At 71.2% G+C, this 22992-nt stretch carries 21 protein-coding genes, 1 pseudogene and 1 riboswitch; of the genes and pseudogenes, 21 read left to right on the forward strand and 1 reads right to left on the reverse strand.

All coding sequences use genetic code 11. The features are described 5' to 3' along the window. The 20 genes and pseudogenes from AB0L21_RS31505 to AB0L21_RS31600 form a co-directional block, all read left to right on the forward strand. Positions 1–415 (forward strand): annotated as a pseudogene (locus AB0L21_RS31505) (phosphocholine cytidylyltransferase family protein); the annotation flags it as partial. Further along, a complete protein-coding gene (locus tag AB0L21_RS31510) occupies positions 403–1464 on the forward strand; it encodes an iron-containing alcohol dehydrogenase family protein (RefSeq protein WP_365708619.1) in 1062 nt (353 codons plus the stop codon). The pseudogene AB0L21_RS31505 and the gene AB0L21_RS31510, both read left to right, overlap by 13 nt. Continuing rightward, positions 1442–2221, forward strand: a complete 780-nt coding sequence (locus AB0L21_RS31515) for a CDP-alcohol phosphatidyltransferase family protein (RefSeq protein WP_365708617.1) — start codon at positions 1442–1444, stop codon at positions 2219–2221. Before AB0L21_RS31510 ends, AB0L21_RS31515 begins: the two co-directional genes overlap by 23 nt. An 8-nt stretch (positions 2222–2229) precedes the next feature. Beyond that, positions 2230–3102 carry a glycosyltransferase gene (locus AB0L21_RS31520; RefSeq protein ID WP_014676199.1) on the forward strand — a complete coding sequence of 291 codons (873 nt, stop codon included), beginning with the start codon at positions 2230–2232 and terminating at the stop codon, positions 3100–3102. A gap of 90 nt (positions 3103–3192) precedes the next feature. Next, the gene (locus AB0L21_RS31525; RefSeq protein ID WP_365708615.1) at positions 3193–4122 is read left to right on the forward strand and encodes an ABC transporter permease; all 930 of its coding nucleotides are present in this window, start codon (positions 3193–3195) and stop codon (positions 4120–4122) included. Next, positions 4115–4903, forward strand: a complete 789-nt coding sequence (locus AB0L21_RS31530) for an ABC transporter ATP-binding protein (RefSeq protein ID WP_365708613.1) — start codon at positions 4115–4117, stop codon at positions 4901–4903. Before AB0L21_RS31525 ends, AB0L21_RS31530 begins: the two co-directional genes overlap by 8 nt. Before the next feature lie 330 nt (positions 4904–5233). Then, on the forward strand, positions 5234–6160 hold the full coding sequence (hpnC, locus tag AB0L21_RS31535) for a squalene synthase HpnC (RefSeq protein WP_365708611.1): 927 nt from the start codon (positions 5234–5236) through the stop codon (positions 6158–6160). Beyond that, positions 6157–7119 carry a presqualene diphosphate synthase HpnD gene (gene hpnD / locus AB0L21_RS31540; protein ID WP_365708609.1) on the forward strand — a complete coding sequence of 321 codons (963 nt, stop codon included), beginning with the start codon at positions 6157–6159 and terminating at the stop codon, positions 7117–7119. Before hpnC ends, hpnD begins: the two co-directional genes overlap by 4 nt. After that, on the forward strand, positions 7119–7376 hold the full coding sequence (locus AB0L21_RS31545; RefSeq protein ID WP_365787871.1) for a DUF6380 family protein: 258 nt from the start codon (positions 7119–7121) through the stop codon (positions 7374–7376). Before hpnD ends, AB0L21_RS31545 begins: the two co-directional genes overlap by 1 nt. After that, entirely contained in the window at positions 7373–8800 is a 1428-nt protein-coding gene (gene hpnE, locus AB0L21_RS31550) for a hydroxysqualene dehydroxylase HpnE (protein ID WP_365787873.1), read from the forward strand. The genes AB0L21_RS31545 and hpnE overlap by 4 nt, the downstream gene beginning before the upstream one ends. Next, positions 8800–9933, forward strand: coding sequence for a polyprenyl synthetase family protein (locus AB0L21_RS31555; RefSeq protein ID WP_365708602.1), 1134 nt, complete (start codon positions 8800–8802; stop codon positions 9931–9933). The genes hpnE and AB0L21_RS31555 overlap by 1 nt, the downstream gene beginning before the upstream one ends. Positions 9934–10053: 120 nt before the next feature. After that, on the forward strand, positions 10054–12084 hold the full coding sequence (gene shc, locus AB0L21_RS31560; protein ID WP_365708600.1) for a squalene--hopene cyclase: 2031 nt from the start codon (positions 10054–10056) through the stop codon (positions 12082–12084). A 1-nt stretch (position 12085) separates the two neighbouring features. After that, positions 12086–12727 carry a 1-hydroxy-2-methyl-2-butenyl 4-diphosphate reductase gene (locus AB0L21_RS31565; RefSeq protein WP_365708598.1) on the forward strand — a complete coding sequence of 214 codons (642 nt, stop codon included), beginning with the start codon at positions 12086–12088 and terminating at the stop codon, positions 12725–12727. A 5-nt stretch (positions 12728–12732) separates the two neighbouring features. Further along, on the forward strand, positions 12733–13755 hold the full coding sequence (gene hpnH, locus AB0L21_RS31570; RefSeq protein WP_365708596.1) for an adenosyl-hopene transferase HpnH: 1023 nt from the start codon (positions 12733–12735) through the stop codon (positions 13753–13755). Between the two features lie 4 nt (positions 13756–13759). Continuing rightward, the gene (gene ispG / locus AB0L21_RS31575) at positions 13760–14887 is read left to right on the forward strand and encodes a flavodoxin-dependent (E)-4-hydroxy-3-methylbut-2-enyl-diphosphate synthase (RefSeq protein ID WP_365787875.1); all 1128 of its coding nucleotides are present in this window, start codon (positions 13760–13762) and stop codon (positions 14885–14887) included. A gap of 36 nt (positions 14888–14923) precedes the next feature. After that, positions 14924–16822 (forward strand): 1-deoxy-D-xylulose-5-phosphate synthase, encoded by a 1899-nt coding sequence (gene dxs, locus AB0L21_RS31580; RefSeq protein ID WP_365787877.1) that lies wholly within the window; start codon positions 14924–14926, stop codon positions 16820–16822. Continuing rightward, positions 16819–18204, forward strand: a complete 1386-nt coding sequence (locus AB0L21_RS31585) for an aspartate aminotransferase family protein (RefSeq protein ID WP_365708590.1) — start codon at positions 16819–16821, stop codon at positions 18202–18204. Before dxs ends, AB0L21_RS31585 begins: the two co-directional genes overlap by 4 nt. A 91-nt stretch (positions 18205–18295) precedes the next feature. Continuing rightward, complete coding sequence (locus tag AB0L21_RS31590) at positions 18296–18925, forward strand: XRE family transcriptional regulator (protein ID WP_365708588.1); 630 nt, start codon at positions 18296–18298, stop codon at positions 18923–18925. Continuing rightward, the gene (locus AB0L21_RS31595; RefSeq protein ID WP_208035592.1) at positions 18922–19044 is read left to right on the forward strand and encodes a DUF6126 family protein; all 123 of its coding nucleotides are present in this window, start codon (positions 18922–18924) and stop codon (positions 19042–19044) included. Before AB0L21_RS31590 ends, AB0L21_RS31595 begins: the two co-directional genes overlap by 4 nt. Positions 19045–19176: 132 nt before the next feature. Next, positions 19177–19467, forward strand: a complete 291-nt coding sequence (locus AB0L21_RS31600; protein WP_365787879.1) for a hypothetical protein — start codon at positions 19177–19179, stop codon at positions 19465–19467. A gap of 10 nt (positions 19468–19477) precedes the next feature. Here the strand turns inward: AB0L21_RS31600 and AB0L21_RS31605 are convergent, their stop codons facing one another. Then, positions 19478–20275: a tyrosine-protein phosphatase gene (locus tag AB0L21_RS31605; protein WP_365708584.1), complete on the reverse strand. Its 798-nt coding sequence runs from the start codon at positions 20273–20275 to the stop codon at positions 19478–19480. Positions 20276–20447: 172 nt separating this feature from the next. Here AB0L21_RS31605 and AB0L21_RS31610 point away from each other — a divergent pair, with 172 nt between their 5' ends. Then, the gene (locus AB0L21_RS31610; protein ID WP_365787938.1) at positions 20448–22523 is read left to right on the forward strand and encodes an alpha-galactosidase; all 2076 of its coding nucleotides are present in this window, start codon (positions 20448–20450) and stop codon (positions 22521–22523) included. Between the two features lie 269 nt (positions 22524–22792). Continuing rightward, a riboswitch (cyclic di-AMP (ydaO/yuaA leader) is annotated at positions 22793–22987 on the forward strand. Positions 22988–22992 lie beyond the last annotated feature (5 nt).

A 22992-nucleotide genomic window follows, 5' to 3' on the forward strand; every position in this document is an offset into this window, starting at 1 on the left:
CGGCGACACCGTGCACCCGGTCTCCGTCGAGAAGACCCTCCTCGCCGCGCGCGGCGACGGCAAGAAGATCATCCTCGCCCTGGACACGGTGAAGAACCTGGCCGACGAGGAGATGAAGGTCGTCGTGGACCCCGAGAAGGGCATGACGAGGATCACCAAGCTGATGGACCCGGCCGAGGCGACCGGCGAGTACATCGGCGTCACCCTGATCGAGGGCGACGCCGCTCCCGAGCTGGCCGACGCGCTGAAGGCGGTCTGGGAGGCCGACCCGCAGCAGTTCTACGAGCACGGCTACCAGGAGCTGGTCAACCGCGGCTTCCGCATCGACGTGGCGCCGATCGGCGACGTCAGCTGGGTCGAGATCGACAACCACGACGACCTCGCCCGCGGACGGGAGATCGCGTGCCAGTACTGACCCGGCTCATTCCCTCGCCGGTCGTCGTCGACATCCGCCCGGGTGCCCTGGACGACCTGGCCTGCGTCCTCGCGGACCAGCGGATCTCGCACTCCGGGCGGCTCGCCGTCGCCGTCAGCGGCGGCTCCGGGGCCCGGCTGCGCGAGCGTCTCGCGCCCTCGCTGCCCGGGGCGGTCTGGTACGAGGTGGGCGGCGGCACCCTGGACGACGCGGTCCGGCTGGCCGGCGAGATGAAGGCCGACCACTACGACGCGGTCGTCGGTCTCGGCGGCGGCAAGATCATCGACTGCGCCAAGTTCGCCGCGGCACGCGTCGGCCTGCCCCTGGTCGCCGTACCGACGAACCTCGCGCACGACGGCCTGTGCTCACCGGTCGCCACCCTCGACAACGACGCGGGCCGCGGCTCCTACGGCGTCCCCAACCCGATCGCGGCCGTGATCGACCTGGACGTCATCCGCGAGGCCCCGGCCCGCTTCGTGCGCGCCGGCATCGGTGACGCGATCTCCAACATCAACGCGGTCGCGGACTGGGAGCTGGCGAACCGGACCAACGGCGAGCAGATCGACGGCCTGGCCGCCGCCATGGCCCGGCAGGCCGGTGAGGCGGTGCTCCGGCACCCCGGTGGCATCGGGGACAACGACTTCCTGCAGGTGCTCGCCGAGGCGCTGGTCCTCACCGGTGTCGCCATGTCCATCTCCGGTGACTCCCGGCCCGCCTCGGGCTCCTGCCACGAGATCAACCACGCCTTCGACCTGCTCTACCCCAAGCGCGCCGCTGCCCACGGCGAGCAGTGCGGCCTCGGCGCCGCCTTCGCGATGTACCTGCGCGGCGCCCACGAGGAGTCGGCGTACACGGCAGAGGTGCTGCGCCGGCACGGGCTTCCGGTGCTGCCGGAGGAGATCGGTTTCACCGTGGACGAGTTCGTCCGCGCGGTGGAGTTCGCCCCCGAGACCCGGCCCGGCCGCTACACGATCCTCGAACACCTCGACCTCAAGACGAACCAGATCAAGGACATCTACGCCGACTATGTCAAGGCCATCGGTAGCTGAACTCCGTCCGGTCGTCCACCCCGCGGGGGTGAAGGACCGGCGCAGCGGTGAGCACTGGGCGGGACGCCTCTACATGCGCGAGGTGTCCCTGCGCGTCGACCGCTACCTGGTGAACACCAGGGTCACGCCCAACCAGCTCACGTACCTGATGACCGTCTGCGGCGTGCTCGCGGCCCCGGCCCTGCTGGTGCCGGGGATCGCGGGCGCCGTGCTCGGCGTGGTCGCCACCCAGCTCTACCTGCTGCTGGACTGCGTCGACGGCGAGATCGCCCGCTGGAGGAAGCAGTACTCGCTCGGCGGGGTCTACCTGGACCGCGTCGGCGCCTACCTCACCGACGCGGCCGTCCTGGTCGGCCTCGGCCTGCGCGCCGCCGACCTGTGGGGCAGCGGCCGGATCGACTGGCTGTGGGCCTTCCTCGGCACCCTCGCCGCGCTCGGCGCGATCCTGATCAAGGCCGAGACCGACCTGGTCGGCGTGGCCCGGCACCAGACCGGCAAGCCGCCGGTGCAGGAGGCCGCCTCGGAGCCGCGCTCCTCCGGCATGGCGCTGGCCCGCCGGGCCGCCGCGGCGCTGAAGTTCCACCGGCTGATCCTCGGCATCGAGGCCTCGCTGCTCATCCTGGTCCTCGCGATCGTGGACCAGGCCCGCGGCGACCTGTTCTTCACCCGCCTCGGCACGGCCGTCCTCGCCGGCATCGCCCTGCTGCAGACGCTGCTGCACCTGGTGTCCATCCTCGCCTCCAGCAGGCTGAAGTGAGCGCGCCCATGAAGGTCGGTGCCGTCATCATCACCATGGGCAACCGGCCCGAGGAGCTGCGGGCCCTGCTCGACTCCGTCGCCAAGCAGGACGGCGACCCGGTCCAGGTGGTCGTCGTCGGCAACGGCTCGCCCGTCCCGGACGTGCCCGAGGGCGTACGGACCGTCGAGCTGCCCGAGAACCTGGGCATCCCCGGCGGGCGCAACGTCGGCATCGAGGCCTTCGGGCCCGGCGGTCGCGATGTCGACATCCTGCTCTTCCTCGACGACGACGGCCTGCTCGCCCGCCACGACACCGCCGAGCTGTGCCGCGAGGCCTTCGCGGCCGACCCGGAGCTGGGCATCATCAGCTTCCGCATCGCCGACCCCGACACCGGTGAGACCCAGCGCCGGCACGTGCCCCGGCTGCGCGCCTCCGACCCGATGCGCTCCTCCCGGGTCACCACCTTCCTCGGCGGCGCCAACGCCGTCCGTACCCGCGTCTTCGCGGAGGTCGGCGGTCTCCCGGACGCGTTCTTCTACGCGCACGAGGAAACCGACCTGGCATGGCGGGCCCTCGACGCGGGCTGGATGATCGACTACCGGTCCGACATGGTGCTGTACCACCCGACGACCGCGCCCTCGCGGCACGCGGTCTACCACCGCATGGTCGCCCGCAACCGCGTCTGGCTCGCCCGCCGCAACCTCCCCGCCCTCCTGGTCCCGGTCTACCTCGGCGTCTGGCTGCTGCTCACCCTGCTGCGCCGCCCCTCGCGGCCGGCCCTGAAGGCATGGTTCGGCGGCTTCCGGGAGGGGTGGACGACGCCCTGCGGTCCGCGCCGCCCGATGCGCTGGCGTACGGTGTGGCGACTCACCCGACTGGGCCGTCCGCCGGTCATCTGACAAGCTCGTCCCTGGAGTGCCCGTGCGCCCCCGGACGGGCGCACGGGACGACGAACTCGAACGCGAATCCGAAGACGAAAGTATCCACCTGTGAGTGAGACCACGCACGACGGCACGGTCGCCGTGACCGCGGCCGCGCCGCCCGACGAGGGGCTGACGGCGGCCCAGCTCGCCGCCAAGTACGGGCTGACCGTGAGCGGCGCCCGGCCCTCGCTCGTGGAGTACGTCCGTCAGCTCTGGGGGCGCCGCCACTTCATCCTCGCCTTCTCCCAGGCGAAGCTGACCGCGCAGTACAGCCAGGCCAAGCTCGGCCAGCTCTGGCAGGTGGCCACGCCGCTGCTGAACGCGGCCGTGTACTTCTTCATCTTCGGCCTGATCCTGCACGCCAGCCGCGGCATGTCGCAGGACGTGTACATCCCGTTCCTGGTCACCGGTGTGTTCGTGTTCACCTTCACGCAGAGTTCGGTGATGTCGGGCGTCCGCGCGATCTCCGGCAACCTCGGCCTGGTGCGCGCCCTGCACTTCCCGCGCGCCTCGCTGCCCGTCTCCTTCTCGCTCCAGCAGCTCCAGCAGCTGCTGTTCTCGATGGTCGTGCTGTTCCTCGTGGCGATCGGTTTCGGCAGCTATCCGGACCTGTCCTGGCTGCTGATCGTGCCGGTCCTCGCCCTGCAGTTCCTCTTCAACACCGGGCTCGCGCTGATCATGGCCCGTGCGGGCGCCAAGACCCCCGACCTGGCCCAGCTCATGCCGTTCGTGATGCGGACGTGGATGTACGCCTCCGGCGTGATGTTCTCCATCCCGATCATGCTGGAGGACAAGCCGCACTGGATCGCGACGGTCCTGCAGTGGAACCCGGCCGCCATCTACATGGATCTGATGCGCTTCGCCCTGATCGACGGCTACGGTTCCGAGAACCTGCCCGCCCATGTCTGGGCAGCGGCCGGCGGCTGGGCCGTGCTCTTCGCCGTGGGCGGCTTCGTGTACTTCTGGAAGGCGGAGGAGCGGTACGGCCGTGGCTGAGCAGAACACCCAGGATCGCCGCCCCACGGTCATCGCGGACGACCTGCACATCGTCTACCGGGTCAACGGCGCCAAGACCGGCAAGGGCAGCGCCACGGCGGCCCTGAGCCGGATCCTCAGGCGCGGCTCCGACGACGCGGCGCGCGGGGTGCGCAAGGTGCACGCCGTGCGCGGCGTGTCCTTCGTCGCCTACCGCGGCGAGGCCATCGGACTGATCGGCTCCAACGGCTCCGGCAAGTCGACGCTGCTGCGGGCCATCGCCGGCCTGCTGCCCGCGGAGAAGGGCAAGGTCTACACTGACGGCCAGCCGTCCCTGCTGGGTGTGAACGCGGCCCTGATGAACGACCTGACCGGCGAGCGGAACGTCATTCTGGGCGGGCTCGCCATGGGTATGTCCCGGGAGCAGATCAAGGAGCGCTACCAGGACATCGTGGACTTCTCGGGCATCAACGAGAAGGGCGACTTCATCACCCTGCCGATGCGCACCTACTCCTCCGGCATGGCCGCGCGCCTGCGCTTCTCCATCGCCGCCGCCAAGGACCACGACGTCCTCATGATCGACGAGGCGCTGGCCACCGGCGACCGCAAGTTCCAGAAGCGCTCGGAGGAGCGCATCCGGGAACTGCGCAAGGAGGCCGGCACGGTGTTTCTGGTCAGCCACAACAACAAGTCCATCCGTGACACCTGCAACCGGGTGCTGTGGCTGGAGCGCGGTGAGCTGCGCATGGACGGGCCCACCGACGAGGTCCTCAAGGAGTACGAGAAGTTCACGGGCAAGTGACCCGTTTCGGCCAGGGCCCCGCCGGAATTCCTCCGGCGGGGCCCTTCCGTCTGCAAAGGAAACGTCAACTCCGCCCGCTGGTAGGAATCTTGAAGGCAATCGGTGTGTTGTTGTGATGTGCAGGACACCCTGCCGCGCCACGCCGCGTTGTACAACGTAAGCTGTACCGGCGTCGGAAACCGGCAAGTGGGGCGATAATGCGCGCCGTCCTGCGATGGGCACGCCCGCGCGGCGCGGGGCGGCGTGTCCGAAATAGTGTGTATCGGATCGGCAGTGTAGAACGGGAGATGTGACGGCAATGGCTACGGAAACTCCCCTGCTCAGCGGAGCATGTGCCGTCCACGCCCCGGGCAGCGCCCGGTGACGGCCACCGCCGAGGCGCCCGACCTGGAACGCGCCACCCTGGACAAGGCCGCGAACGAGAACTTCCCGGTGGCCCCCTTCTTCCTGCCCCGGGCCTGGCGTGCCGACCTCATGGCCGTCTACGGCTTCGCCCGTCTGGTGGACGACATCGGTGACGGTGACCTCGCCCCCGGCGGCGCCGACGCCCGGCTGCTCGGCGTGCCGCCCGCCGAGGCCGACGACCGCCTGGTCCTCCTCGACGCCTTCGAGGCCGACCTGCGCCGCGTCTTCGACGGCACCCCGCGCCACCCGCTGCTGCGCCGCCTGCAGCCCACCGTCCGCCGCCGCGCCCTCACCCCCGAACCGTTCCTCGGGCTGATCGCCGCGAACCGTCAGGACCAGCTCGTCACCCGGTACGAGACCTACGACGACCTCCTCGCCTACTGCGAACTCTCCGCCAACCCGGTCGGCCGTCTCGTCCTCGCCGTCACCGGCACCTCCACCCCCGAGCGGATCCGGCTGTCCGACGCGATCTGCACGGCGCTGCAGATCGTCGAGCACCTCCAGGACGTCGCCGAGGACCTCGGCCGCGACCGGATCTATCTCCCCGCCGCGGACATGAAGCGCTTTCACGTCCAGGAAGCGGACCTCGCCGCGAAAACCACGGGCGCATCGGTGCGCGCCCTGGTTGCATATGAAGCACAACGCGCCCGCGATCTGCTGAATGAAGGCGCCCCCCTGGTGGGTAGCGTCCACGGCAGGCTCAAACTGCTGCTCGCAGGGTTCGTGGCGGGAGGAAGGGCGGCGATCCGGGCGATCGCCGCCGCCGAATACGACGTACTTCCCGGCCCGCCCAGACCCGGCAAGGTCCAGTTGCTGCGTGAGGCGGGCGTGATCCTGCGAGGAGAGGGGTGATCCGGACCGTGGATTCTCCGCCGCACGTGTCCGCACCGGTACTCGCCGCCTACAGCTACTGCGAGGCCGTCACCGGGCAGCAGGCCCGTAACTTCGCCTACGGCATCCGGCTGCTGCCGACGGCCAAGCGCCGCGCCATGTCGGCGCTGTACGCGTTCTCCCGGCGCGTGGACGACATCGGCGACGGTGAGCTGGCCGGCGAGGTCAAGCTGGCGCGGCTGGAGGACACCCGGGCGCTGCTCACCCGGATCCGCGACGGCGAGGTCGAGGAGGACGACACCGACCCGGTGGCCGTCGCCCTCAGCCACGCCGCGCGCGCCTTCCCGATCCCGCTCGCCGGCCTGGACGAGCTGATCGACGGCGTCCAGATGGACGTGCGCGGGGAGACCTACGAGACGTGGGACGACCTGAAGGTCTACTGCCGGTGTGTCGCCGGTGCCATCGGCCGTCTCTCGCTCGGCGTGTTCGGCACCGAACCGCGCGTGCGCGGCGCCGAGCGCGCGGCCGAGTACGCCGACACGCTGGGCCTCGCCCTCCAGCTCACCAACATCCTGCGCGACGTCCGCGAGGACGCGGCCGGCGGCCGTACCTATCTGCCCGCCGACGACCTCGCCAAGTTCGGCTGCTCCGCCGGGTTCAACGGGCCGACTCCGCCGGAGGGTTCCGACTTCGCGGGCCTCGTGCACTTCGAAGTACGGCGTGCCCGGGCCCTGTTCGCCGAGGGCTACCGGCTGCTGCCCATGCTCGACCGCCGCAGCGGCGCCTGTGTGGCCGCGATGGCCGGCATCTACCGCCGGCTGCTGGACCGCATCGAGCGCGACCCGGAGGCCGTGCTGCGCGGCCGGGTCTCGCTGCCCGGACACGAGAAGGCCTACGTCGCCGTGCGCGGCCTGTCCGGGCTCGACACCCGGCATGTGACCCGCCATGTCTCCCGGCGCTCCGTCCGGAGGCGCGCCTGATGCAGCGCACCGAACCAGAGCCGGCCGAACCGGACAGCACGCGACAGGCAACCCTCCCCTGCGGCGTGGCGTCCCTGACTGCGACGGCCGGGCGTGCACCGTTCGAGCACCAGGCTCGCGCCCCGAAGGGGCACGAGGCTCTGTCGGATATGCGGCTACCGCCGCGTGGGCACGACCAGCCACGACGTGGCCGCGGACGAAAGGCGGCCCACAACGGCGCTGCCCGCGGAGCGCCTGCACGGAAGGACGCACGATGAGCGACGGCTCACCCCCCGCACCGGCGCGCTCCGGTACCGCGCGGACGGCAGGCCGCAGCGCGGTCGTGGTCGGTGGCGGCCTCGCCGGGATCACCGCGGCGCTCGCCCTCGCCGACGCGGGCGTCCGGGTCACCCTGCTCGAAGGCAGGCCCAGGCTGGGCGGCCTCGCCTTCTCCTTCCAGCGCGGCGAACTGACCGTCGACAACGGCCAGCACGTGTACCTGCGCTGCTGCACCGCCTACCGCTGGTTCCTCGACCGGATCGAGGGCGCGGCGCTGGCACCACTGCAGGACCGCCTGGACGTGCCCGTCGTCGACGTCGCCAAGCCCGAGGGGCGGCGGCTCGGCAGGCTCCGGCGCGACCCGCTGCCCGTCCCCCTCCACCTGGGGCGCAGCCTGGCCGCCTATCCGCACCTCTCGCTCGCCGAGCGCGCGGCCGTCGGGCGGGCCGCGCTCGCGCTGAAGGGGCTCGACCTCGCCGATCCGGCCCTGGACACCCAGGACTTCGGCAGCTGGCTGGCCGCGCACGGTCAGTCGGCGCGCGCCGTCGAGGCCCTGTGGGACCTGGTCGGGGTCGCCACCCTCAACGCGGTCGCGGGCGACGCCTCGCTGGGGCTCGCCGCGATGGTGTTCAAGACCGGTCTGCTGTCCGACCCGGGCGCGGCCGACATCGGCTGGGCCCGCGTCCCGCTGGGCGAACTGCACGACCGGCTGGGCCGCAAGGCGCTCGACTCCGCGGGCGTGCGCACCGAAGTCCGTACACGCGTCACCTCCGTCTCTACCAACGAGAACGGGACGTGGAGCGTTCAGGTTCCCGGCGAGCGCATCGAGACCGACGCGGTCGTCCTCGCCGTACCCCAGCGCGAGGCCCACGGCCTGCTGCCGCCCGGCGCCCTCGACGCGCCCGGCCGGCTGCTGGAGATCGGCACCGCGCCGATCCTCAACGTCCACGTGGTGTACGACCGCAAGGTGCTCGCCCGGCCCTTCTTCGCCGCCCTCGGCACGCCCGTGCAGTGGGTGTTCGACCGGACCGACGCCTCCGGGCTGCGCACGGGACAGTACCTGGCACTGTCCCAGTCGGCCGCGCAGGACGAGATCGACACCCCGGTCGCCGAACTCCGCGAGCGCTACCTGCCCGAGCTGGAACGGCTGATCCCGGGTACGCGCGCGGCCGAGGTGGTGGACTTCTTCGTGACCCGGGAGCGGACGGCGACGTTCGCCCCCACCCCCGGCGTCGGGCGGCTGCGGCCCGGCGCCCGCACCAAGGCCCCCGGCCTGTACCTGGCCGGAGCGTGGACCGCCACCGGGTGGCCCGCGACCATGGAGAGTGCGGTCCGCAGTGGAGTGAGCGCGGCCGACGCCGCGCTCGGCGCCCTGGGCCGGCCCCGCCCCCGCCGCCTCTTCGAGTTCGAGGAGGCGGCCTGATGCCCGATCAGCAGGCGGCTGGCCCCCGCACCCCCGGTACCGCAACAAGAGGAGAGACTGTGCCCACTGTGCCCCCGGCCTCGACGCCCGCTCCACGGGCCGCGGTGGACGTGACCGCGCTGCTGGAGCGCGGCCGGACCCTGGCCACACCGGTGTTGCGCGCGGCCGTCGACCGCCTGGCGCCTCCCATGGACACCGTCGCCGCCTACCACTTCGGCTGGATCGACGCCGCCGGCAACCCCGCCGACGGCGACGGCGGCAAGGCCGTCCGCCCCGCGCTCGCCGTGCTCTCCGCCGAGGTCACCGGTGCCGCACCCGAGGCGGGCGTCCCGGGCGCGGTCGCCGTCGAACTCGTGCACAACTTCTCGCTGCTGCACGACGACCTCATGGACGGCGACGAGCAGCGCCGGCACCGGGACACGGTCTGGAAGGTGCACGGCCCCGCCCAGGCCATCCTGGTCGGCGACGCCCTGTTCGCCCTCGCGGGCGAGGTCCTGCTGGAACTCGGCACGGTCGAGGCCGGCCGCGCCACCCGCCGGCTGACCACCGCCACCCGTGCCCTGATCGACGGTCAGGCCCAGGACATCTCCTACGAGCACCGCGACCGGGTCAGCGTCGAGGAGTGCCTGGAGATGGAGGGCAACAAGACCGGCGCCCTGCTCGCCTGCGCCTCCTCCATCGGCGCGGTCCTCGGCGGCGCGGACGACGCCACCGCCGACGCGCTGGAACGGTACGGCTACCACCTCGGCCTCGCCTTCCAGGCCGTGGACGACCTGCTCGGCATCTGGGGCGACCCGGAGGCCACTGGCAAGCAGACCTGGAGCGATCTGCGCCAGCGCAAGAAGTCCCTGCCCGTGGTGGCCGCGCTCGCGGCCGGCGGCTCAGCCTCCGAGCAACTCGGCGAGATCCTCGCCGCCGACGCCAAGAGCAGCGACTTCGAGAACTTCTCCGAGGAGGAGTTCGCGGCCCGCGCCGCCCTCATCGAGGAGGCCGGCGGGCGCGAGTGGACGGCGGCGGAGGCACGCCGTCAGCACACCATCGCCATCGAAGCCCTCGACGCCGTCGACATGCCCGACCGGGTGCGGGACTCCTTCACGGCGCTCGCGGACTTCGTCGTCGTACGGAAGAGATGATCACCATTGGCCTGATGAGCCTCGCGTAGTCGCCGGCCGGTGTCTCCCCACGGTTGAAGGACACCGGCCGACGGCGGACCCACAGCAGCACGACTCGCACGACTGCACGAAGGGGAAGCCATGACAGCGACGACCGACGGAAGCACCGGAGCGACCTTGCCGCCCCGGGCTGCCGCGGCCAGCGACACCACCCTCACCACCCCCGAGGCGGCCGGGGTACAAGAAGCCGCCGCGCGCGCCGCACGACGCGCCACCGACTTCCTGCTCTCCCGGCAGGACTCCCAGGGCTGGTGGAAGGGCGACCTGGAGACCAACGTCACCATGGACGCCGAGGATCTGCTGCTCCGTCAGTTCCTGGGCATCCAGGACGAGGAGACCACGCGGGCCGCCGCGAAGTTCATCCGCGGCGAACAGCGTGCGGACGGCACCTGGGCCACCTTCTACGGCGGCCCCGGCGAACTGTCCACCACCATCGAGGCGTACGTCGCCCTGCGCCTGGCCGGCGACGCGCCCGACGCCGCGCACATGGCGAAGGCGTCCGCCTGGATCCGCGAGCGCGGCGGCATCGCCGCCTCCCGCGTGTTCACCCGGATCTGGCTCGCCCTGTTCGGCTGGTGGAAGTGGGAGGACCTGCCCGAACTTCCCCCGGAGCTGATCTGGTTCCCCACCTGGATGCCGCTCAACATCTACGACTTCGGATGCTGGGCCCGGCAGACCATCGTCCCGCTCACCATCGTCTCGGCCAAGCGCCCGGTGCGCCCCGCGCCCTTCCCGCTGGACGAGCTGCACACCGACCCGGCCCGGCCCAACCCGCCGACGCCCCTGGCCCCGCTGGCCAGTTGGGACGGCGCCTTCCAGCGCATCGACAAGGCGCTGCACCAGTTCCGCAAGGTCGCCCCGCGCAGGCTGCGCAAGGCCGCGATGAACGCGGCGGCCCGCTGGATCATCGAGCGGCAGGAGAACGACGGCTGCTGGGGCGGCATCCAGCCCCCGGCCGTGTACTCGATCATCGCCCTGCACCTGCTCGGCTACGACCTCCAGCACCCCGTGATGCGTGAGGGCCTCGCCTCGCTGGACCGTTTCGCCGTGTGGCGTGAGGACGGCGCCCGGATGATCGAGGCCTGCCAGTCCCCGGTCTGGGACACCTGCCTGGCCACGATCGCCCTCGTGGACGCCGGTCTGCCCGTCGACCACCCGCAACTGGTCAAGGCGGCCGACTGGATGCTCGGCGAGGAGATCGTCCGGCCCGGCGACTGGGCCGTGAAGCGTCCCGGACTGCCGCCGGGCGGCTGGGCGTTCGAGTTCCACAACGACAACTACCCGGACATCGACGACACCGCCGAGGTCGCTCTCGCGCTGCGCCGGGTCCGGCACCACGACCCCGAGCGGATCGACAAGGCGATCGGCCGGGCCGTGCGCTGGAACCTCGGCATGCAGTCGAAGAACGGCGCCTGGGGCGCCTTCGACGTCGACAACACCAGCCCGTTCCCCAACCGGCTGCCGTTCTGCGACTTCGGCGAGGTCATCGACCCGCCGTCCGCGGACGTCACCGCGCACGTCGTGGAGATGCTCGCCGCCGAGGGCCTCGCCCACGACCCGCGCACCCGGCGCGGCATCGACTGGCTGCTCGCCGAACAGGAGCCGAACGGCTCGTGGTTCGGCCGCTGGGGCGTCAACTACCTCTACGGCACCGGCTCGGTGGTGCCCGCGCTGACCGCGGCCGGACTGCCCGGCTCGCACCCGGCGATCCGGCGGGCCGTGGCCTGGCTGGAGAGCGTCCAGAACGACGACGGCGGCTGGGGCGAGGACCTGCGCTCCTACAAGTACGTCAAGGAGTGGAGCGGCCGGGGCGCCTCCACCGCCTCGCAGACCGGGTGGGCGCTGATGGCGCTGCTCGCGGCGGGGGAGAAGGACTCCCAGGCCGTCGAGCGTGGCATCCAGTGGCTGGCCGAGACCCAGCGCGAGGACGGCACCTGGGACGAGCCGTACTTCACCGGCACCGGCTTCCCCTGGGACTTCTCCATCAACTACCACCTGTACCGGCAGGTGTTCCCGCTCACCGCGCTCGGTCGCTACCTGCACGGGGACCCCTTCGAGCGGAAGCTGCTCGCCAGGACCGGGACGGCCGCGTCACGGGCGACGGGGAGCTGACTTGAGCGACCAGCCCGCACCCGCCCCGCTGCTGATCGCCTGCGCGCTCGGCATCGAGCACCTCGCCCTGCGCACCGGCGACAGGAGCGGGGCGGACGGGCCGTACACCGTCGTCCGTACGGGCATGGGCCCGAAGGCGGCGGAACGCTCCGTCGGCCGGCACCTCGCCGGCCCGGCGGCGGCCGGCACGGCCGTGCTGGCCACCGGTTTCTGTGCCGGGCTCGCCCCCGGCATGCACCCCGGCGACCTGGTCGTCGCCGAGGAGACCCGGGATCCGCGCGGGACCGTCCCGTGCGTGGGCACCGACCTGCTGGTCAAGGAACTCGTGCGCCTGCTGCCCGGACGCACGGTCCACACCGGCCCGCTCACCGGCTCCGACCACGTCGTGCGGGGACCCGAGCGGTCCGATCTGCTCGCCACCGGCGCGATCGCGGTCGACATGGAGTCGGCGGCCACACTGCGTACGGCCGTCCGCACGGGCGAGCGCCCCGTAGCGGCCGTCCGGGTGGTCGTGGACGCTCCGGAACATGAACTCGTCCGGATCGGTACGGTGCGCGGTGGAATATCAGCCTTCCGCGTTCTTCGTTCCATCCTTCCCTCATTTTTTGAATGGCACCGTTCTTTGCTGCTCCCTCGGAGGTGAGCCAGATGGCCATGCCGTTGCGCCAGTCCATCAAGGTCGCGACATACCTGGCTGAACAGAAGCTCCGCAGGCGGGACAAGTTCCCGCTCATTGTCGAGCTGGAACCGCTGTTCGCCTGCAATCTGAAGTGCGAGGGCTGCGGCAAGATCCAGCACCCGGCCGGTGTGCTCAAGCAGCGCATGCCGGTCGCCCAGGCCGTGGGCGCGGTGCTGGAGTCCGGTGCGCCGATGGTGTCCATCGCCGGCGGCGAACCGTTGATGCACCCTCAGATCGACGAGATCGTGCGGCAGTTGGTGGCGAAGCGGAAATACGTCTTCCTGTGCACCAACGCGATGCTGCTGCGCAAGAAGATGGACAAGTTCAAGCCCTCGCCCTACTTCGCGTTCGCCGTGCACATCGACGGGCTGCGGGAGCGGCACGACGAGTCCGTCGCCAAGGAAGGCGTCTTCGACGAGGCGGTGGAGGCCATCAAGGAGGCCAAGCGGCGCGGCTTCCGGGTGACCACCAACTCCACCTTCTTCAACACCGACACCCCGCAGACCATCATCGAGGTGCTCAACTTCCTCAACGACGACCTGAAGGTCGACGAGATGATGATCTCGCCCGCCTACGCCTACGAGAAGGCCCCCGACCAGGACCACTTCCTCGGCGTGGAGCAGACCCGCGAGCTGTTCAGGAAGGCCTTCGCGGGCGGCAACCGCAAGAAGTGGCGGCTCAACCACTCCCCGCTCTTCCTGGACTTCCTGGAGGGCAAGGTCGACTTCCCGTGCACCGCGTGGGCGATCCCGAACTACTCGCTCTTCGGCTGGCAGCGCCCCTGCTACCTGATGAGCGACGGGTACGTGCCGACGTACCGCGAACTCATCGAGAAGACCGACTGGGACAAGTACGGCCGCGGCAAGGACCCGCGCTGCGACAACTGCATGGCGCACTGCGGCTACGAGCCGACCGCCGTCCTCGCCACCATGGGCTCCCTGAAGGAGTCCCTGCGGGCGATGCGCGAGACCGTCTCCGGAAACCGGGAGTGACGCGATGACCGCCGTCCCCTTGGGTGTTCCCGGGGTACCGGCCCGTCCGGTCGCGCCGCGACGGCAGTCGCGGCAGATCCACGTCGGGCCGGTGGCGGTCGGGGGCGGAGCCCCGGTGTCGGTGCAGTCCATGACGACGACCCGCACGTCGGACATCGGCGCCACCCTGCAGCAGATAGCGGAACTCACCGCGTCCGGCTGCCAGATCGTCCGCGTCGCCTGCCCCACGCAGGACGACGCGGACGCCCTCGCGACCATCGCCCGCAAGTCGCAGATCCCGGTGATCGCGGACATCCACTTCCAGCCGAAGTACGTGTTCGCGGCCATCGAGGCCGGCTGTGCGGCGGTGCGCGTGAACCCGGGCAACATCAAGAAGTTCGACGACCAGGTCAAGGAGATCGCGCGGGCCGCCAAGGACCACGGCACGCCGATCCGGATCGGCGTCAACGCCGGGTCGCTGGACAAGCGCCTGCTCCAGAAGTACGGCAGGGCGACCCCGGAGGCCCTGGTCGAGTCGGCTCTGTGGGAGGCGTCGCTCTTCGAGGAGCACGACTTCCGCGACATCAAGATCTCCGTCAAGCACAACGACCCGGTCGTGATGATCGAGGCCTACCGGCAGCTCGCCGAACAGTGCGACTACCCGCTGCATCTGGGCGTCACGGAGGCCGGTCCCGCCTTCCAGGGCACGATCAAGTCGGCCGTCGCCTTCGGGGCGTTGCTGTCCCGGGGCATCGGGGACACCATCCGGGTGTCGCTGAGCGCGCCGCCCGCCGAGGAGGTCAAGGTCGGCATCCAGATCCTCCAGTCGCTGGGGCTGCGGCAGCGGCGCCTGGAGATCGTCTCCTGTCCGTCCTGCGGCCGGGCCCAGGTGGACGTGTACAAGCTCGCCGAGGAGGTCACCGCGGGGCTGGACGGCATGGAAGTGCCGCTCAGGGTCGCGGTGATGGGGTGTGTGGTCAACGGTCCGGGCGAGGCCCGGGAGGCCGACCTCGGAGTTGCCTCGGGCAACGGCAAGGGTCAGATCTTCGTCAAGGGGGAGGTCGTCAAGACCGTACCCGAGTCGAAGATCGTGGAGACCCTCATCGAGGAGGCCATGAAGCTCGCCGAGCGGACGAGCCCCGCAGACAGTTGAGTTGAGGCAAGGCACGGACCGAGAGGGGGCCCGAGCGTGACCATTCTGGAGAACATCCGGGGACCACGCGACCTGAAGGCGCTGTCCGAGGCGGAACTCGGCGAACTGTCCGAAGAGATACGTGAGTTCCTGGTGCACGCGGTGTCGAGGACGGGCGGTCACCTCGGCCCCAATCTGGGCGTGGTGGAACTGTCCATCGCGCTCCACCGGGTCTTCGAGTCACCGGTCGACCGCATCCTGTGGGACACCGGCCACCAGAGCTATGTGCACAAGCTTCTGACCGGACGTCAGGACTTCTCCAAGCTGCGCGGCAAGGGCGGACTGTCCGGCTACCCCTCGCGCGAGGAGTCCGAGCACGACGTCATCGAGAACAGCCACGCCTCCACCGCGCTCGGCTGGGCCGACGGGCTCGCCAAGGCCCACCAGGTGCGGGGGGAGAAGGGCCATGTGGTCGCGGTCATCGGCGACGGCGCGCTGACCGGCGGCATGGCCTGGGAAGCGCTCAACAACATCGCCGCGGCCAAGGACCGGCCGCTGATCATCGTCGTCAACGACAACGAGCGGTCGTACGCCCCCACCATCGGCGGCCTCGCCAACCACCTGGCCACCCTGCGCACCACCGACGGCTACGAGAAGGTCCTCGCCTGGGGCAAGGAGGTGCTCCAGCGCACCCCGGTCGTCGGCACCCCGCTCTACGAGTCCCTGCACGGCGCGAAGAAGGGCTTCAAGGACGCCTTCGCCCCGCAGGGCATGTTCGAGGACCTGGGCCTGAAGTACCTCGGCCCGATCGACGGCCACGACATCAACGCCGTCGAGTCCGCGCTGCGCCGCGCGAAACGCTTCCACGGCCCGGTCCTGGTCCACTGCCTCACCGTGAAGGGCCGCGGCTACGAGCCCGCCCTCGCGCACGAGGAGGACCACTTCCACACCGTCGGCGTGATGGACCCGCTCACCTGCGCACCGCTCGTCCCGGCGGGCGGCCCCTCCTGGACCTCGGTGTTCGGCGAGGAGATCGTGAAGATCGGCGAGGAGCGCGAGGACGTCGTGGCGATCACGGCGGCCATGCTGCACCCGGTCGGCCTCGGGAAGTTCGCCGAGCGCTTCCCGGACCGGGTGTGGGACGTGGGCATCGCCGAACAGCACGCGGCCGTCTCCGCGGCCGGCCTCGCGACCGGCGGGCTGCACCCGGTCGTCGCCGTCTACGCCACCTTCCTCAACCGCGCCTTCGACCAGCTGCTGATGGACGTCGCCCTGCACCGCTGCGGGGTCACCTTCGTCCTGGACCGGGCCGGTGTCACCGGCACCGACGGACCCTCCCACAACGGCATGTGGGACATGTCCGTCCTCCAGGTCGTCCCGGGGCTCAGGATCGCCGCCCCGCGCGACGCCGACCAGCTGCGCGCCCAGCTGCGCGAGGCGGTCGCCGTGGACGACGCGCCCACCCTGGTCCGGTTCCCGAAGGAGTCCGTCGGCCCGTGTGTCCCGGCGCTCGACCGCGTCGGCGGCACGGACGTCCTGCACCGCGCCGACCGCCCCGAGGTCCTGCTGGTGGCCGTCGGTGTGATGGCCTCCGTGTGCCTCCAGGCCGCCGAACTGCTCGAAGCCCGCGGGATCGGCTGCACGGTGGTGGACCCGCGCTGGGTCAAGCCCGTCGACGCCGCGTTGCCCCAACTCGCCGCCCGGCACCGGCTGGTGGCCGTGGTGGAGGACAACAGCCGGGCGGCCGGCGTCGGTTCGGCGGTGGCACTGGCCCTCGGCGACGCCGACGTGGACGTGCCGGTACGACGGTTCGGCATCCCGGAGCAGTTCCTCGCGCACGCCAAACGCAGCGAGGTGCTGGCCGACATCGGTCTCACGCCCGTCGAGATCGCCGGGCGGATCAGTGCGAGCCTGGCCGCCAAGGACATCGGCGGCGCAGCCAAGGAGAGTGAATGACCACCGAGTTCGACCTCGGCGCCCTGCTCGCCGAGCGTGGAGCCGAACGCTACGAGCTGCACGCGAAGCACCTCAACCCGCAGCTCCCGCGCATGCTGCACACCATCGGCTTCGACAAGGTCTACGAGCGTGCCGAGGGAGCGCACTTCTTCGACGCGGAGGGCAACGACTACCTGGACATGCTCGCCGGGTTCGGCGTGATGGGCCTCGGCCGCCACCACCCGGTCGTCCGCAAGGCGCTGCACGACGTCCTGGACCTGGACCTCGCCGACCTCACCCGCTTCGACTGCCAGCCGCTGCCCGGCCTGCTCGCCGAGCGGCTGCTGGCCCACAGCCCGCACCTGGACCGGGTGTTCTTCGGCAACAGCGGCACCGAGGCGGTCGAGACGGCCCTGAAGTTCGCCCGGTACGCCACCGGCAAACCGCGCGTCCTCTACTGCGACCACGCCTTCCACGGCCTGACCACCGGCTCCCTCTCGGTCAACGGTGAGAGCGGCTTCCGGGACGGCTTCGCCCCGCTGCTGCCCGACACCGCCGTACCGCTCGGCGATCTCGACGCGCTGGCACGGGAGTTGCGGAAGGGCGACGTCGCCGCTCTGATCGTGGAGCCGATCCAGGGCAAGGGCGTGCACGAGACGCCGCCCGGCTATCTGCGGGCCGCGCAGGAGCTGCTGCACCGGCACAAGGCGCTGCTCATCGCCGACGAGGTGCAGACCGGACTCGGCCGCACCGGCGACTTCTACGCCTACCAGCACGAGGACGGCGTCGAACCCGACCTGGTGTGCGTCGCCAAGGCCCTCTCCGGCGGCTATGTGCCCGTCGGCGCCACCCTCGGCAAGGAGTGGATCTTCAGGAAGGTCTACTCGTCCATGGACCGGGTGCTGGTGCACTCGGCGAGCTTCGGCTCCAACGCCCAGGCGATGGCGTGCGGGCTCGCCGTGCTCTCGGTCATGGAGAACGAGCAGATCGTCGCCGGCGTGCGCCGGACGGGCGAGCTGCTGAAGTCCCGGCTCACCGCGCTGATCGACACGTACGAGCTGCTCGCCGACGTCCGCGGCAGGGGCCTGATGATCGGCATCGAGTTCGGCAAGCCGTCCTCCTTGAAGCTGCGCAGCCGCTGGGCCATGCTCCAGGCGGCCCGCAAGGGGCTGTTCGCCCAGATGGTCGTCGTACCGCTGCTGCAGAAGCACCGCATCCTCACCCAGGTCTCCGGTGACCACCTGGAGGTGATCAAGCTCATTCCGCCGCTGGTCATCGACGAGGCCGACGTGGACCGGTTCGTGGACGCCTTCAGCGCGGTCATGGACGACGCGCACAGCGGTGGCGGCCTGATGTGGGACTTCGGCAAGACCTTGATCAAGCAGGCGGTGGCGAACCGCTGACGCAGGCGCCGACGGGCGCGGCTGCTCCCCGGTCTTTTGCCTCAGAGGCAAGAAAATTGCCTCAGGGGCAAGGCTGGGGCTGAATGGAGGCATGAACGCCTCAGACCCCGCGCCGGCGGCGGGCCCGGCTCCGGACGACGGCCTGCCGGCCGTCGCGCCGCAGCTGCGCGCCCTGCGCCGGCGCGCCGGCCTCACGCTGGAGGCCGCGGCCCGCGCCGCCGGGCTCTCCCCGGCCCACCTCTCCCGGCTGGAGACCGGGCAGCGTCAGCCGTCGCTGCCGATGCTGCTCGCGCTCGCCCGAATCTACGGTACGACCGTCTCCGAACTCCTCGGTGAGACGGTCGCCGACCGGGACGCGATCGTGCGGGCCGCCGACATGGATCCGACCCGCGCGGGCGGGTGGACGTACGTCCAGGCCGGGGCGCCCGGCCGTGGCATGCAGGCCCTGCGGGTGCGGGTGCCGTACGGCTCACAGGGCGACATCGTGCGCGTCCACCCCGGCGAGGAATGGCTCTACGTCCTCAAGGGGCGCCTGCGCCTGCGCCTCGGCGACACCGCGCACCTGCTGGGGCCCGGTGACAGCGCGCACTTCGACTCGCTCACCCCGCACCGCCTCGCCGCCGAGGACCACGACGGCGTGGAGCTGCTGTTCGTCCACACCCTGCTGCAGAGCCCCACGGCCACGCTGTGCCTGGGCCCGCTGACCGGAGAGCTGCCATGAGCGACTTCGAGGAGAAGTTCCCCCGTTCCCTGTGGATCCGGCTGATCATCTACATCGCCCTCGGGCACGTCCTGGCCGCGTTCCTGTACCTGCTGTTCGCGGTGGGCGGCAAGGGCTGACGCTGCGGGGCGCGTGACAGGACGTGCGGATGCCGCAGACATCCGACCTGGCCACCGCCCACTGGCCCGTCGCCCCGCCCCCGTACGGCCGACTGGCCGCGGGAGTCGGCCGGTGACGGCACCACCGGGTTCATGCCACCGCCGCTGCCGGACGCGGCCGGGGTGCTGGGCGCCCTGTACGAGCACGAGCGGCTTCCGGCCGACGTGACGTACGACGCGTACCACCGGGCTCGCCTCGCGGAAGGCGGCGCCCCCCGGGAGACGGCCGGCCGGATCGGCCTCACCGGCGTGGGGACGGCGACCGCAGGCGGTCCGGTCCGGGCCGGGCATCCCGGTGTCCGGCCGGCTCGGCGACGCGCGGCTGCTGTACGGCGACCCGAAGGTCGACTTCAGGAGGCGGTCCGCCTGCCCTGGGCTCCCTGAGCGGGTCCCGTCAGTCCAGCAGACGGGCGCGCAGGCGCTCGCGGGAGTCGGGGGAGAGGCCCAGGCCCTGCGCCAGGTAGGTCTCGACGTCGCCCCAGGTCTCCTCGATGCTCGCGAACGCCGCCTCCAGGTACTCGGCGCGGGCGTCGAAGAGCGGGTTGAGCAGCTCCATCACCTCGGGGGTGTACGCGGTGTCCGCGCTGCCGCTGCGGCGGACCTTGTAGCGGCGGTGCGCGGCACCCGACTCCAGGTAGTCGGCGACGATCGCGTCCCGCTCCACCCCGAGAGCGAGGAGCGTGACCGCTACGGAGATGCCCGCGCGGTCCTTGCCGGCCGCGCAGTGCATCAGCGCGGGCACGCTGTCGTCGGCCAGAGCGTGCAGCACGCGCGCGTGCTCGGCGGTGCGCTCCGTGACGATCTTCCGGTAGGACGCGATCATCCGGGCCGCCCCCTTGCCGTCGTCCAGGATCGCGCGCAGCTGGTCGAGGTCGCCCTCGCGGACCATCTTCCAGAACTCGGCGCCGTCCGCCGGATCGCTCAGCGGCAGGTTCACATTCCGCACGCCGGGCAGCTCGACATCCGGGCCCTCCAGCTTCTGGTCGGCCGCGTTGCGGAAGTCGAAGATCGTGTGCAGGCCCAGGGAGGCGAGGAAGGCCGCGTCCTGCTCCGTCGCGTGCGCCAGGTGCCCGCTGCGGAACAGCACGCCGTACCGCACCCGCCGCCCGTCCGTGGTCGGCAGCCCGCCCACGTCACGGAAATTGCGCACTCCGGCCAGCTCCGGCTCGGTCGACGGGACCTGCTGCGTCACGGGGGCTCCTCCCGGTCGGTCCCCGCCGTCGCGGCTCGTCGGCGGGCGCTCCGTCGACCATACGGCATCGATTTCCTCGGGCAATGAGTTGTCCACAGGCATTGTCAGAGGGGTCCGCGGCCCTTGATGATGTTGGCACTTGAGCGGATCTGTTGGCACCTGTGAGGTCTCGATGGTGGACATCGCCGAAAACGGTCGTACTTGGCTCCTGTCGGGCCCCGGCAGCAGCTATGCCCTGCATCTCACCGACGCGGACGAGCTGCTCCATCTGCACTGGGGGCCACGGATCGCCCTCGCCGACGCGGAGGCGCTCGCGGTGAGCCCCCTGCCCGGCTACTGGCCCTTCGAGTCCCCGCTCGACGGCCGGGAGGAGTATCCGGTCGAGGGCGGCCCCCGCTTCGTCCGCCCCGCCCTGTCACTCCGCACCGAGGAGCGACGCGGCACGGAGTGGCGCTTCGTGTCGTACGACACCACGGAGGACGACGAGCTGCGGCTGCGCTTCGACGACGACGGCGTGGCGATCACCCTGCACTACCGGATGCGCGGGGACGTCGTGGAGCGCTGGGTGACCGTCGAGAACGGCGGCCACGCGCGCGTGGAGCTGCTGCGGGCCGACGCGGCCACCTGGACCCTGCCCGACCGCGAGGGCTGGCGGCTGTCGCAGCTGCACGGCCGCTGGGCCGCCGAGTCGCGGCTCACCACCGCCCCCCTCACCTACGGTGAGAAGGTCATCGGCAGCCGCCGCGGCCACACCGGCCACCAGCACCTGCCCTGGGTGGCCCTGGACACCGACGCCACCGAGGAGCGCGGCGAGGTCTACGGCTGCGCGCTCGGCTGGTCCGGCTCCTGGCGCATCGCGGTCGCCCAACTCCCGGACGCGCGCGTGCAGATCACCGGCGGCGCCGGTTACGACGACTCGGGCCTGCTGCTCCTCGCGCCCGGGGAGTCGTACACCACCCCGGTCTTCGCGGGGCTGTGGAGCGACGGCGGCTTCGGCGGCGCGAGCCGTGCCTGGCACGCCTACCAGCGCGCGTACGTCATCCCGGACGCCGAGCGGGACCGGCCCGTGCTGTTCAACTCCTGGGAGGCCACCTTCTTCGACATCTCCGAGGAGCAGCAGCTCGCGCTCGCCCGCCGGGCCGCCGAGATCGGGATCGAGCTGTTCGTCGTCGACGACGGCTGGTTCGGCGCCCGCACCAGCGACCGCGCCGGCCTCGGCGACTGGACGCCCAACCCCGACCGTTTCCCGCACGGCCTCAAGCCCCTCGCCGACCAGGTGCACGGGCTCGGCATGCAGTTCGGCATCTGGGTCGAGCCCGAGATGGTCAACCCGGACAGCGACCTGTACCGGGCCCACCCGGACTGGGTGCAGTACCAACCGGGACGGAAGCGGACGGAACTGCGCAATCAGCTCGTTCTCAACCTCGCGCGCGAGGACGTCCAGGAGTACCTGTGGGAGCAGTTGGACGCCCTGCTGTCCAGCGCCCCCATCGACTATGTGAAGTGGGACTTCAACCGCTGCTTCACCGACGCCGGCTGGCCCGGGGAGCCGTACCCGCAGCGCCTGTGGGTGGACCACGTCCGCGGCCTGTACGCCCTGCTGGACCGGCTGCGGGCCGCGCACCCCGGGGTCGCCTTCGAGTCCTGCTCGGGGGGCGGCGGCCGGATCGACCTCGGCGTGCTCGGCCGCACCGAGGAGGTGTGGACCTCCGACAACACCGACCCGCTGGACCGGCTCGCCATCCAGCACGGTTTCACGCAGATCCATCCCGCGCGCGTGATGGCGGCCTGGGTCACCGACAGCCCGAACACCCAGCTCAACGGGCGGGTCAGCTCGCTGCGCTTCCGGTTCGTCAGCGCCATGGCGGGCGTACTCGGGGTCGGCGGCGACCTGACGGAGTGGAGCGCTCAGGAGCTGGCCGAGGCCCGGCGGTGGGTGGAGCTGTACAAGGAGATCCGCCCGGTCGTGCAGCACGGCGAGCTGTACCGGCTGCGGCCTCCGGCCGGAGGTCTGAGCGCCGTGCAGTACGTCCGGGGGGAGGAGACCGTCGTCCTCGCCTGGCTGCAGGCCCAGAGCTACGGCGAGCCGGTGCCGGCGGTGCGGCTGCGCGGGCTCGACCCGGCGGCGTCGTACGAATGCCGCGAAACAGGCGAAGTGTACCGGGGTGCCGTACTGCTGCACCACGGGCTGCGCACCGGGCTCAAGGGCGACCTGGATGCGACGGTCATCCGACTGCGCCGCATCTGACTTTTCTGTCTGAATTGACGCTTTCACTCCAACTCGCTGCGGAATGAGGACATCTGGGGAACCGGCGCGTGAGGAGGGTCATATCGGTGACCGTGCGTCGCGCGTCATGTTCACGTAATTCCAGTACCCATAGGCGAATTGAAAAGGAGAAGGGCACGGGAATTCACACTCGGTGACCGTGAATTCCCGTATCCGATCAGCAGGAACCGGAACAACGGGAACCGGCTGCTTGTTTCCGCGCCTCCTGCTCGCTTACGTTCGCCACCGACCCGGGCGGAACGCCGAATCCTGCCGCCGTCCGGATTCCCCACACACATGACCCGCGTCGGCAGGAGCGGGGGACCCACCAGGTAGGACTGCCTGTCCGGTCTCCGCGACAGGCTAGGGGTGCAGCCGTGCCGCGCACGGCCGGGCAGCTCCAGCCCGAACCCGACAGCTCACCTCGCAGGCGCCGGAGAGGAATTGCGCC

Source organism: Streptomyces sp. NPDC052721, assembly GCF_040678315.1.
GTDB lineage: Bacteria > Actinomycetota > Actinomycetes > Streptomycetales > Streptomycetaceae > Streptomyces.